At 36.3% G+C, this 12,682-nt stretch carries 9 protein-coding genes; 5 read left to right on the top strand and 4 right to left on the bottom strand.

All coding sequences use genetic code 11. The features are described 5' to 3' along the window. The first annotated feature begins 394 nt into the window (after nucleotides 1-394). On the top strand, nucleotides 395-4,297 hold the full coding sequence (purL, locus tag ACGH6R_RS08100) for a phosphoribosylformylglycinamidine synthase (protein WP_411599365.1): 3,903 nt from the start codon (nucleotides 395-397) through the stop codon (nucleotides 4,295-4,297). Between the two features lie 51 nt (nucleotides 4,298-4,348). Here purL and ACGH6R_RS08105 read toward each other — a convergent pair whose 3' ends face one another. Together ACGH6R_RS08105 and aroB are read right to left on the bottom strand one after the other, a co-directional pair. Further along, nucleotides 4,349-5,434, bottom strand: a complete 1,086-nt coding sequence (locus tag ACGH6R_RS08105) for a 3-deoxy-7-phosphoheptulonate synthase (protein WP_411599367.1) — start codon at nucleotides 5,432-5,434, stop codon at nucleotides 4,349-4,351. Nucleotides 5,435-5,905: 471 nt separating this feature from the next. Continuing rightward, on the bottom strand, nucleotides 5,906-6,985 hold the full coding sequence (gene aroB / locus ACGH6R_RS08110; RefSeq protein WP_411599368.1) for a 3-dehydroquinate synthase: 1,080 nt from the start codon (nucleotides 6,983-6,985) through the stop codon (nucleotides 5,906-5,908). Between the two features lie 120 nt (nucleotides 6,986-7,105). On the opposite strand from aroB, the gene ACGH6R_RS08115 reads away from it, so the two are divergent. Then, a complete protein-coding gene (locus tag ACGH6R_RS08115; protein ID WP_411599370.1) occupies nucleotides 7,106-8,707 on the top strand; it encodes an NAD+ synthase in 1,602 nt (533 codons plus the stop codon). A gap of 23 nt (nucleotides 8,708-8,730) precedes the next feature. Then, nucleotides 8,731-9,069 carry a nitrogen regulatory protein P-II gene (gene glnB / locus ACGH6R_RS08120; RefSeq protein WP_065558663.1) on the top strand — a complete coding sequence of 113 codons (339 nt, stop codon included), beginning with the start codon at nucleotides 8,731-8,733 and terminating at the stop codon, nucleotides 9,067-9,069. An 11-nt stretch (nucleotides 9,070-9,080) separates the two neighbouring features. Here the strand turns inward: glnB and ACGH6R_RS08125 are convergent, their stop codons facing one another. After that, the gene (locus ACGH6R_RS08125; protein ID WP_267350443.1) at nucleotides 9,081-9,704 is read right to left on the bottom strand and encodes a hypothetical protein; all 624 of its coding nucleotides are present in this window, start codon (nucleotides 9,702-9,704) and stop codon (nucleotides 9,081-9,083) included. Nucleotides 9,705-10,046: 342 nt separating this feature from the next. On the opposite strand from ACGH6R_RS08125, the gene ACGH6R_RS08130 reads away from it, so the two are divergent. Beyond that, complete coding sequence (locus ACGH6R_RS08130) at nucleotides 10,047-10,661, top strand: TfoX/Sxy family protein (protein WP_267350444.1); 615 nt, start codon at nucleotides 10,047-10,049, stop codon at nucleotides 10,659-10,661. 122 nt (nucleotides 10,662-10,783) lie between these two features. Here ACGH6R_RS08130 and rhlB read toward each other — a convergent pair whose 3' ends face one another. After that, entirely contained in the window at nucleotides 10,784-12,013 is a 1,230-nt protein-coding gene (rhlB, locus tag ACGH6R_RS08135; RefSeq protein WP_267350474.1) for an ATP-dependent RNA helicase RhlB, read from the bottom strand. A gap of 154 nt (nucleotides 12,014-12,167) precedes the next feature. Between rhlB and trxA the strand changes: the two genes are divergently transcribed. Beyond that, entirely contained in the window at nucleotides 12,168-12,494 is a 327-nt protein-coding gene (trxA, locus tag ACGH6R_RS08140) for a thioredoxin TrxA (RefSeq protein WP_267350445.1), read from the top strand. The last annotated feature ends 188 nt before the right edge of the window (nucleotides 12,495-12,682 follow it).

Raw genomic sequence — 12,682 nt, forward strand, 5'->3', positions numbered from 1 at the left:
ACATCCTGTTCAATAGTGGCTTTGAGGTTGGAATGAACAAGATCAGATTCTAACGACTTAGTATTGTTTTCTGTTAATTCATAACGTTGAATTTTTTTTTTAGCTCATTAATTTGAGATTGTAAATTTTCTAAGGTTGAATTTAAACACAAACTGATTATTATCACTATTGAGATCAGTACAATGAAAATCAATAGTATTGTAAATGTGGTTATCATATTTCTTATATTTCCGAAATATTATTTTATTAGTTACGGTATATTATATGTAATCGATAACAAATAACAAGGTGAATTACAACACAATAAATGTTTTAAAGATAGCCACATTGTTTACTTTCTTTTATACTATTACTCTATTTTTTACCTATTTTTGGCTTAAAAAGAGTAATTAGCATGAAAATTTTAGCTGGTTCTTCTGCTGTATCTGCATTTCGTATTCATAAACTTCTCTCCGCTTGTTCTGAACAATCTATCCCTATTATGAGTGTTGAAGCACAATATTTGCATTTTATTGATTTGAAAGGTGAATTATCTTCTGCTCAGCAGCTAACACTCGAGAAATTATTACAATACGGCCCTAAATCGGCTCAAATCACTGTTTCGAACAAATCAAACAAAACGCTTTTTTTAGTTATACCAAGAATAGGGACAATTTCACCATGGTCATCAAAAGCCACCGATATAGCGCATAATTGTGGTTTACGACAAATTCAACGCATTGAGCGAGGCATTGCTTATTATATTCAAACGAGTTCACCGTTGACTGATATACAAAAAAATGATTTTTTGGCATTCATTCATGATCGAATGATGGAAACAGTTTTGACTTGTCTGGAACAAGCAGAACAGTTATTTAAAGTCGAACAACCTGTTCCTGTAACTACTATTGATTTGTTAGGTCAGGGGCGTAAGGCATTAGAAGCGGCAAATATTAAATTAGGCTTAGCGTTAGCGTCAGATGAAATGGATTATTTAGTTGAAAACTTCCAAAAACTCAATCGTAATCCAACGGATGTCGAGCTTTATATGTTTGCCCAAGCAAATTCAGAACATTGTCGACACAAAATTTTTAATGCCGATTGGGTTATAGATGGTGAAAAACAGCCTAAATCGCTGTTTAAAATGATTAAAAATACTTATGAAAAGACACCCGATTATGTTTCTTCTGCATATAAAGATAATGCGGCGGTAATGGATGGCTCTCAAGTTGGACGTTTTTTTGCTGATAGTAGTAATCAAACCTACAGTTATCATCAGGAATATGCCGATATTTTGATGAAGGTTGAAACACATAATCATCCCACAGCGATATCACCTTGGCCAGGCGCAGCAACGGGTAGTGGGGGGGAAATTCGTGATGAAGGCGCAACCGGACGAGGCGCAAAACCGAAAGCGGGTTTAGTCGGATTTTCGGTTTCCAATTTGCGTATCCCCCATTTTGAGCAACCGTGGGAACACGATTTTGGTAAACCTGACCGAATTGTCAGTGCGTTAGATATTATGCTCGATGGCCCATTAGGTGGTGCTGCATTTAATAATGAATTTGGTCGCCCTGCGCTATTGGGGTATTTTCGTACCTATGAAGAATACGTTAATAGCCACAATGGTTATGAGCTTCGTGGTTATCATAAACCAATAATGCTTGCTGGAGGCATGGGCAATATTCGTCGAGAACATATTCAAAAAGGTGAGTTTCCTGCTGGTTCTAAGTTAATTGTATTAGGTGGGCCGGCAATGAATATTGGTTTAGGAGGAGGTGCGGCATCATCAATGGCATCGGGACAATCTGATGCAGATTTAGATTTTGCGTCAGTGCAGCGTGATAATCCCGAAATGGAACGTCGTTGTCAGGAAGTCATCGATCGGTGTTGGCAACTTGGCAAAAATAATCCTATTTTATTTATTCACGATGTTGGGGCTGGTGGTCTCTCAAATGCGATGCCAGAGCTGGTCAGTGATGGTGGCTGTGGTGGTCAATTTGAATTACGGAAAATTTTAAGCGATGAACCCGGAATGTCACCGCTAGAGATTTGGTGTAATGAATCACAAGAACGTTATGTTCTCGCCATTCACCCAGATAGTCTTGATGTATTTGATGAACTTTGTCAACGTGAACGCGCACCGTATGCGGTAATTGGTGAAGCTACGTTTGATAAAACGGTGACACTACATGATGAGTATTTTAATAATAATCCGATCGATTTACCTTTAGATGTTTTATTGGGTAAAACACCTAAAATGTTAAGAGAAGTCAAAACACAACAAGCACATGGCGATAATTTTTCAACGACTGATATCAATTTATATGATGCGGTTAAACGGGTTTTACATTTACCGACCGTTGCTGAAAAAACGTTTTTAATTACTATCGGTGATCGCACTGTTACCGGTATGGTTGCACGAGACCAAATGATTGGGCCATGGCAAGTACCGGTCGCTGATTGTGCTGTGACAACGGCGAGTTTAGATAGTTATTATGGTGAAGCCATGTCAATGGGGGAACGGGCACCGGTTGCTTTACTTAACTTTGCTGCCTCGGCAAGACTTGCCGTGGGTGAAGCCATTACCAATATAGCGGCAACTAACATTGGCGATATCAAGCGAATTAAGCTTTCAGCTAACTGGATGGCTGCAGCAGGCCACCCAGGTGAAGATGCTGGACTTTATCATGCCGTAAAAGCAATTGGTGAAGAATTATGCCCAATATTAGGGTTGGCCATTCCAGTTGGTAAAGACTCCATGTCGATGAAAACCACATGGCAACAAAATGGTGAACAACAATCGGTAACCTCACCATTATCGTTAGTCATTTCGGCTTTTGCTCGTGTTGAAGATGTCCGTAAAACAGTAACTCCCCAATTACGAGTTGATGTTGATAATACTTTATTACTTGTTGATCTTTCCAAAGGTCATCAAGCACTGGGTGCGACTGCATTGGCACAGGTTTATCGTCACTTAGGGCAAAAAACAGCTGATGTACATGATGCTAAAGAGCTTTTAGCTTTTTATCAGGCTATCCAAACGCTTATCAATCAAGATGCGTTACTTGCTTACCATGATCGCTCAGATGGCGGATTAATTATCACATTAGCTGAAATGGCTTTTGCCGGTCATTGTGGGATTGATGTTGATATTGCAGCATTAGGTCACGATATGATTGCCACCCTGTTTAATGAAGAACTGGGTGCCGTCATTCAGGTGGCTAACGAGCATCTGGAAAGTGTCATGGCTTGTTTTAATCAATATGGATTGTCACATACCGTTCATATGCTTGGTGAAGCAAAGACGGGGCAACAATTTATTATTCGCAACAACTCAGCTGTAGTTTACAGTGAATCACGTACCACGTTACGAACATGGTGGGCTGAAACCACCTGGCAGATGCAACGTCTACGTGATAATCCACAATGTGCAGATCAAGAACATCAAGCGAAACAAAACGAAAGCGATCCTGGTTTAAATGTAAAACTTACCTTTGATCCTCAGAATGATATTGCTGCTCCTTATATAGTTAAAGGCGTTAAACCAAAAGTCGCCATTTTACGTGAACAGGGTGTTAATTCCCATGTTGAGATGGCTGCTGCATTTGACAGAGCGGGGTTTGATGCCATTGATGTACATATGACGGATTTATTAAAAGGTCGTGTATCATTGAGTCAATTTAGTACATTGGTTGCTTGTGGTGGCTTCTCTTATGGTGATGTTTTAGGTGCAGGTGAAGGTTGGGCGAAATCAATATTGTTTAACGAAAAAGTTCGACAAGAGTTTGAAACATTCTTTCAACGTGATAACACTTTATCATTAGGCGTCTGTAATGGTTGTCAAATGATGTCAAATTTGAAGGATTTGATTCCTGGTGCAGAATTATGGCCTCGTTTTGTTCGTAATGTATCGGAACGTTTTGAAGCTCGCTTTAGCTTGGTACAAATTCAACAAAGCCCTTCTTTACTATTAAGTGATATGGCAGGTTCGCATATGCCAATCGCAGTTTCACATGGTGAAGGACAAGTTGAAACGCGTGATCAAGCGCATCTAAATGCGTTAGAAGCATCAGGTTTAATTGCTGTTCGTTATATCGATCATTTTGGACAAGTGACCGAGCAATATCCGGCTAATCCTAACGGTTCACCAAATGGAATAACTGCTGTCACATCACAAGATGGTCGAGCAACGATTATGATGCCTCACCCTGAACGAGTGTTTCGAACGGTAACCAATTCATGGCATCCCGAAAATTGGGGAGAAGATAGTCCTTGGATGCGTATTTTCCGTAATGCACGTAAGCAACTAGGCTAAAAAAATCGCCGGCAAATTGTCGGCGATAGCATTTTATCTAAACTAACATGATTATGATTGTGGTGTCTGTTTTTGTCGATTAAGTAATGGTTTTCCTAACAGGGTATTCATTTTTCGTAACAGCTTATCGGTTGTTTCCCAATTAATACAAGCATCCGTCACCGATACACCATATTTAAAGTTTTCTTTTGGTTGCTCGGAAGATTGATTGCCTTCGTTTAAATTACTTTCAATCATCACACCAATAATAGCATTATTACCTTGTTCAATTTGGTCAATGATTGAGTTCGCAACAATGGGTTGATTTCGATAATCTTTATTAGAATTAGCATGGCTGCAATCAATCATAAGATTAGGTAGTAAGCCTGCTTTTTGCATTTGGATCTCACAGAGTGCAACATTTTCAGCATCAAAATTAGGTGCTTTACCACCTCGTAAAATGACATGTCCATTTGGATTGCCCAGTGTTTGAAGTACGGTAACTTGTCCTTGCTGATTAATCCCGACAAAACGGTGTGCCATTGAAGCCGATTTCATCGCATTTATAGCGACATCTAAGCTACCATCAGTCCCATTTTTAAAACCAACAGGCATTGAAAGACCCGATGCCATTTCACGATGAGTTTGTGATTCTGTTGTTCTTGCCCCAATTGCAGCCCAACTAATTAAATCACCAATATATTGCGGTGTGTTGGGATCGAGAGCTTCGGTCGCGATTGGTAACCCAATTTTGACAATATCAAGTAATAATTTACGTGCTTTTTTTAGACCAAATTCAATATCAAACGAACTATCCATATGCGGATCATTGATCATACCTTTCCAACCAACAGTGGTTCGCGGTTTTTCAAAATAGACACGCATAACAATAAATAGATTATCTTTAACTTCGTCAGCTAGTTTTTTTAACTTATGTGCATATTCAATGGCAGCATCAGTATCATGAATAGAGCAAGGGCCGCATACAATTAATAAGCGGTGATCTCGGCGTTCTAAAATATCAACTATGGTTTGACGTGATGATGCAATTTGCGTTTCTAACTCAGGTGATAAAGGGTAAAGCGCTTTTATTTCTTCAGGGGTAATTAACATGTGCTCATCTCGAATTCGGACATTATTGAGTGTATCTTTTAACATTTTGCATTCCTTATGAGAGTCATTTAAATATTTTATATGTAAAATATTTATTACATAAACGGACAATATGTAAACACAAAAATACAATGTAGTAAACTAAATTTTTTAAATCTTAAATAATAAAGATTGTTTTATGTGTTGTATCTATAAATTATCTGTTTTTTATAGATTACAATGAATAGATGGATAATGTTATTTTAACTGTAATTAATTTTTTACAACCTATATAGATTAATCGATATAGGTGTAATGACACAGGCTTTAAAACCTGCTGTTAATGTTTTGAATAATTGCAGGAGGGGAGTGATATTTCATTTATATTAATAAATTTTAAGGAGGAAACATATTCCGCAATAAATCTCATGTTTATACATAAACGCTAATAAAACCTGATAGTGACTTAACCACTTAATATTATTCGTGCATGGATTAATAACGATAAAAACGTTGCTATTAGTTAATTAGTTCAATTTATGTTCGCGTTATCGATTGTATGACTACATTTTTATCAATTCCATCAATCACTTCAGCATGACCAATCTGGGTTGGAATCACTAATCTCAGTTTGCCTGATAAGACTTTTTTGTCACGGAGCATGTGTGGTATATAAGATTCAATCGACATTTGTGTTGGTCTAACAACGGGTAGTTTGGCTTTTATAAGTAAATTTTTAATGCGATCGACTTCCGTCACTGAAAGTTTACCCAATATGGATGCAGTATGCGCAGCCATGACCATTCCCACACTGACTGCTTCACCATGTAGCCAATTGCCATAGCCAAGTTCGGCTTCGATCGCATGTCCATAAGTATGACCAAGGTTAAGTATTGCTCGCATATCTTGCTCGGTTTCATCTGCGGCTACCACTTGGGCTTTAAGCTCACAGCAACGATAAATACAGTAACTTAGCGCATTTACATCTAAATTGAGTAAATCATTAATATGCAGCTCTAACCAATTAAAAAAATCACTATCTAAAATAATGCCATACTTAATCACTTCTGCTAAACCTGCCGAAAGTTCACGCTGTGGTAGCGTTTTTAGACAATGAAGATCAATGACAACTGCTTGCGGCTGATAAAATGCGCCAATCATATTTTTGCCCAATGGGTGATTAATCGCGGTTTTACCCCCTACCGATGAATCAACTTGGGAAAGTAACGTCGTGGGTACTTGGATGAATTTAATACCACGTTGATAAGCTGAAGCTGCAAATCCTGCTACATCACCAATTACGCCACCACCTAATGCAATCAGGATTGAATTACGGGTATGGTTATTGGCAAGTAACGCCGTTAACATCTTGTTCCATGTTTCCATCGTTTTGTACTGTTCACCGTCAGGAACAATAACACAATCCGTTTCAATGCCATGCGTCTCAAGCATGTCAATTAGATTTTGCAAATAAAGTGGTGCAATGGTTTCATTTGTTGCAATCATTACCCGTTGACCTGCTTGAAGTTTAAAATGTTCAAATTCATTAAGAAGGTTTTCACCAATAGTGATGGGATAGCTACGTTTTGCTAGTGCCACATTTAGAATTTTTTGCATAATTATTTCCAAACAAGTTCAAGTCGAGTTAATGTTGCATGTTAGCGATAAAAATGTGGCAGTGCAACATAGAATCATTTAAACTTATCGGCAATTTTGTTTTATGAAATTAAATTTTATATGGCTATATCTATTGTTTTAGCACAAAAAAATTGGCGTGTGGGTGATATAGAAGGCAATACTGAGCAGATTATTGAACTGATCAAGCGCCATTCATGCTACGACCTGATTATATTCTCTGAACTGGCTTTATGTGGTTATCCACCAGAGGATCTTATTTTCCGCTCCGATTTTAAAGCTCGTTGCCAAAAAGCGTTATTGTCTATTCAAGATGCAAGCAAGCAGTGTGCTGTTATAGTCGGTCATCCATCTTGGCAAAATGGAGAAATCTATAATTCACTTTCATTTTTTTCTGAAGGAAAACAGTTGGCTTGTTATCATAAGCAACTATTGCCAAACTATGATGTCTTTGATGAAAAGCGCTATTTTACAGCCGGAAATCAAAGCGGTGTTGTCTCTTTCAAAGGAAAGAAAATAGGTTTATTGATTTGCGAAGATCTTTGGCAAAATGATCCTATCGATCAGCTTAGTGAACAAAAAGTTGATTTGGTGATCACAATAAATGCTTCTCCTTATGATTATCAAAAACAGAAAAATCGTCAAGCATTGATCCAAGATCATGCTACACGAACACAACTACCGATTGTTTATGTTAATCAAATTGGAGGGCAAGATGAGTTAATCTTTGACGGCGGTTCGTTTGTTTGCAATGAAAAAGGTGAGATTGTTTGTCAACTTAATCATTTTGAAGAACAAATTACTCATTTTGAATTTGGTCTCGATCATCCAGCATTGGAAATTCGTCAGAATCATGATTTAGCTTCTGTTTATGATGCGTTAGTGCTTGCGACACGTGATTATATTACGAAAAATGGTTTTCAAGGCGCAGTATTAGGGCTTTCAGGAGGGATTGATTCTGCTTTAACACTCGCCATTGCGGTTGATGCGCTAGGTAAAGATAAAGTACAAGCGGTAATGATGCCGTTTCGATATACCGCTGATATCAGTATCGCTGACGCTAAAGAAGAAGCCGAAATTTTAGGTGTAGAATTTGATATTGTATCAATAGAACCAATGTTTGATGCATTTATGTCGTCTTTAAGTCCAATGTTTGCCGGTACACAAAAAGATACTACTGAAGAGAATTTACAAGCCCGTTGTCGGGGTGTCATTTTAATGGCACTTTCTAATAAACGTCGCAGACTGGTGTTAACAACGGGTAATAAAAGTGAAATGTCGGTCGGTTATGCCACGCTTTATGGGGACATGGCAGGCGGATTTGATGTACTTAAAGATGTACCTAAAACCTTGGTTTTTGCATTATCCAAATATCGAAATACACGATCTTATGTTATTCCAGAACGCGTCATTACGCGTCCGCCTTCTGCCGAACTTGCACCTGATCAGAAAGATGAAGATAGTTTACCTCCTTATGATATTTTAGACGGTATTTTAAAAGGCTATGTTGAGCAGGATCTTTCCGTTGCAGAACTGGTTGAGCAAGGCTATGATGAATCAACAGTAAGACGAGTCATAAAATTAGTTGATATTAATGAATATAAACGACGCCAATCAGCAGTAGGACCTAAAATTACGGCACGTAACTTTGGTAAAGGCAGACGCTATCCGATTACTTCTGCTTTTGGATTTAAGAATTGGTAATATCGAATAAAAGGCAAATAGAGATGAAAAAAATTGAAGCGATTATCAAACCCTTTAAATTAGATGACATTCGAGAGGCGCTTGCTGATCAAGGTATTACTGGTATGACGGTGACCGAAGTTAAAGGTTTTGGTCGCCAAAAAGGACATACCGAGCTTTATCGTGGTGCTGAATATATGGTGGATTTTTTACCCAAAGTAAAAATTGAACTGATAGTTCCTGATGATATTTTGGAAATGTGTATTGAAACAATTATGAAAACCGCACAAACAGGAAAAATTGGGGATGGTAAGATTTTTGTGTATAACGTTGAACAAGTAATACGTATTCGAACGGGTGAAATGGACGAGTTAGCAATTTAATTCATCAAATGTTACTGGATATCAGGGCGTTCTCGCCTAAGCAGTTCAGATGTGACGGCGCCTTGAATCGAACACATAAGTAAAGTCATACTGCCGTTTTTCTCAAGTAATAGCAATTTTTCAATCGTATTTGGTGCAGGAATCGTTTTCACACCAACAACAGTACCTGTATTAGTATGCCAAACTTGATTATCATCATTGAGGCTCCGAATTTTAGGATTGGCAATATAAAGCTGGTTATCTTCCATGTTTTTCCAGTTGAGATAATTTAATGTATTTTTGATCTGATTAATATCATTATCAATGATGAACCCCCAAAAATAATATTTGCCAATTTTACCTAAATCCATTGCACTGTCATAGTAACCTTTTATGGTTAAATTTTTGTATTTGATAGGCAGCGAAAAATACATAAAATTTTTACCCGTATCAAATCGATTAGTGACAGGAATATAAGCCAGATTACCGTCAAAAATTTGGACATTGGTAAAACGTTTTAACTCATCTTTATTGCTATAAACAGTATTGAAAAAATTTGGATTACACAGGACGAACGAATCTATTAGTGGTTGTCGATCAGCAGATGCCACAAACGAAAAAAATAGAGAAAATAAACCAAAAATTTTTTTAATCATGATAATGGATAAAGACAAAATGAATTTAATAAAATCTACTGGAACAGATTGTATAATTATTAAGTCAGAATAACAATCTTTAAGCTACTTTTCTTTTGGAATTCTGGGGCGAAATACACCTAAAATTTACAATTGCAACACTTTTTTTGATATTTGTCAGTAATAACAATAAATCTTTCGATAATTAATAACTTTTGTCTAATTATGGAAGACAGATCGCAATATTGATTAATGGATACGAAAATTAGTTGGAGTATTGAGTAAAATACGATAGTTTTGATTTGATAATTAAGTTGGTTAAGTGATTTAGTACAGAATTAAGTAAAAAAATAGAAATAAAATATGAGTTCAACCTTTGCAAATCAAATATTAACAAAATTCTCTGGCTTTAGTGGCATTTCAATTAAAACCTTTTTTGGTGGGTTCAGCATTAGTAGCGATACAACAATGTTTGGATGGATAAGTCAAACGGATTTTTATTTAAGAGGACATACATCATACCGTTCATTCTTTATTGAACAAGGTATGCAACCGCTAACGTTATCATCAGGTGTTTTAACCAAATTACTTGATTATTATAAAGTTAAGGATGAGTGGCTCAATGATCTGCCAAAACTACATTCATTGGCTAAAATGGCAATTGAATATGCTAAACAAGAAAAACATGAAAAAAACGAAATAAAAACGAATCGAATAAAAGAGCTACCCAATATGACATTGTCATTAGAACGATTATTGTGTAGTGTTGGAATTAAAGATGTCGAGACTTATCGTAAAATAGGTTATTTAGAAACCTATCATAAAATTAAGTCTAAAAAAGCTGAAATCTCTAAAAATATTCTTTTTGTCTTATATGGTTCATTGCATCGATGCCATGTTGCATCATTATCAAAAACGACTAAAAATGCAATAGAGACTGCATATCAAGCTTTTTTAAAGCAACGAAAAAAAGACTAACATTTCAATCGTCATTTTTGGGTGTTAATTGCACAAATAAAATAATCACTATAGTTATCTAAAAAGCATTACTGTTTAATGATAATTTTAGATAACTATATTTATGATGATCAAAAGATCAGTTATGACGATGATCTTCTTCTGGGTGGACGTCTAAACGCTTTTGGCGCTGGTAAGTCCGTCAACAAGGCCGAAGGATCATATTGACTAACAGGGATTGCATGCGCAATGGCTTTTTCAATGGCTGGCAAATTTTGTGAGTATCGTTCACAAGCTAAAGAAATTGAATTACCTTCAGCGCCTGCTCGTCCAGTACGACCGATTCGGTGACGGTAATCATCGCAATCATCAGGGAGATCATAGTTAAAAACATGTGTTACATTCGGGATATGTAATCCCCGTGCTGCAACATCTGTTGCAACGAGAATATCAATATCACCTCGCGTGAATTGTTCCAAAATAGATAAACGTTTTTTCTGAGCAATATCACCCGTTAATAACCCAACTCGATGACCATCAGCAACTAAATGACGCCAGATTTTTTCACATGCAATTTTAGTATTCGCAAATATGATACAACGCTCAGGCCATTCTTCTTCAATAAGTGTTTGCAATAAAGCTAATTTATCTTCATTGGAAGGGAAAAATAGTTCTTCTTTAATACGATGTCCGATTTTCTGTTCTGGTTCTACTTCAACATATTGAGGATTATTCATATGCTCAAAAGCAAGTTCACGCACATTGTGTGTCAACGTTGCAGAAAATAACATCGTTAAGCGTTTTTCAGGTGGTGTCATATGTTTAAAAATCCAACGTACATCTCGAATAAAACCGAGATCAAACATACGATCTGCTTCGTCTAGAACCACAACTTGAATTGATTCTAAATTGATATATTTTTGTTTAGCATAATCAATTAAGCGACCTGTTGTTGCAATTAAAATATCTACACCTGCGGATAACATTTTTAATTGTTTATCATAGCCATCACCACCATAGGCTAATCCTAATTTTAGCCCGGTTTCTTTAGATAATAACTCTGCATCATGATAAATTTGCACAACTAATTCACGCGTTGGGGCAATAATGATAGCCCTAGGTTGATTCGCTTTATGATCTGGCAAGGGTTGATGATTCAACAAGTAGTTAAATGTTGATGCCAAAAACGCCATTGTTTTGCCTGTTCCAGTTTGTCCTTGACCGGCGATATCAATTCCTTTTGTTGTAAAGGGTAAAGCTTGTTCTTGAATTGGAGTACAATAAACAAACCCTTTTTTCTCAAGTGCTTTAATCACTAATGGATGAAGCGGAAATTGATTAAATGTTGTTTTTGTTAGATAAGATTGAATCATTGTGGTTTTAAGTTTAATTATCGGAATAGTGGGATTATAACATATTAAACTTACGGTCATCACTAATAATTATACCCTATTATAATAATTACTAGCGAAGAAAACGAAAATATCCTAATATAAAACCATGTAATTCTATATTTGGAGAAAATAAATGAGCAATAATATTGTTTCTCTTTCTGAAACTACTTTTGATAATACAATCAAAGAAGCAACAAAACCTGTATTGGTTGATTTTTGGGCTGAATGGTGTGGGCCGTGTAAAATGTTAGCCCCAATTTTAGAAGAAGTTGCCCAAGAATATAGTGATAAAATTGTGATTGCAAAATTAGATGTGCAAGAAAACCCAAATATTGCACCGAAATTTGGTATTAGAGGCATCCCAACACTATTGATTTTTAAAAATGGTCAAGTGGTTGCAACTCAAGTTGGTGTATTGTCTAAAGCTCAACTTAAAAGTTTCATTGATGAACAACTTTAATGTTGTTTTAGATTTTTCGAATAAATTAATTTTAGTACCTAAAGCATAAAAAGAGTAATTAAATTGCGTATTACTCTTTTACTCTTTTACTCATTTACTTATTGTAATAATAATATTTACAAATTTATTAAAACAAACTGAATTTATTATAGACATATTACTGTTTTTAGTGTAAATTGCTAGCTCTT

This window comes from Gilliamella sp. CG13 (assembly GCF_046635805.1).
Taxonomy (GTDB): Bacteria; Pseudomonadota; Gammaproteobacteria; order Enterobacterales; family Orbaceae; genus Gilliamella; species Gilliamella apicola_I.

Coding starts and splice junctions, on each gene's coding strand:
- purL (WP_411599365.1), top strand. CDS start 395: ATGAAAATTTTAGCTGGTTCTTCTGCTGTATCTGCATTTCGTATTCAT.
- ACGH6R_RS08115 (WP_411599370.1), top strand. CDS start 7,106: ATGGCTATATCTATTGTTTTAGCACAAAAAAATTGGCGTGTGGGTGAT.
- ACGH6R_RS08125 (WP_267350443.1), bottom strand. CDS start 9,704: ATGATTAAAAAAATTTTTGGTTTATTTTCTCTATTTTTTTCGTTTGTG.
- glnB (WP_065558663.1), top strand. CDS start 8,731: ATGAAAAAAATTGAAGCGATTATCAAACCCTTTAAATTAGATGACATT.
- rhlB (WP_267350474.1), bottom strand. CDS start 12,013: ATGATTCAATCTTATCTAACAAAAACAACATTTAATCAATTTCCGCTT.
- aroB (WP_411599368.1), bottom strand. CDS start 6,985: ATGCAAAAAATTCTAAATGTGGCACTAGCAAAACGTAGCTATCCCATC.
- ACGH6R_RS08105 (WP_411599367.1), bottom strand. CDS start 5,434: ATGTTAAAAGATACACTCAATAATGTCCGAATTCGAGATGAGCACATG.
- trxA (WP_267350445.1), top strand. CDS start 12,168: ATGAGCAATAATATTGTTTCTCTTTCTGAAACTACTTTTGATAATACA.
- ACGH6R_RS08130 (WP_267350444.1), top strand. CDS start 10,047: ATGAGTTCAACCTTTGCAAATCAAATATTAACAAAATTCTCTGGCTTT.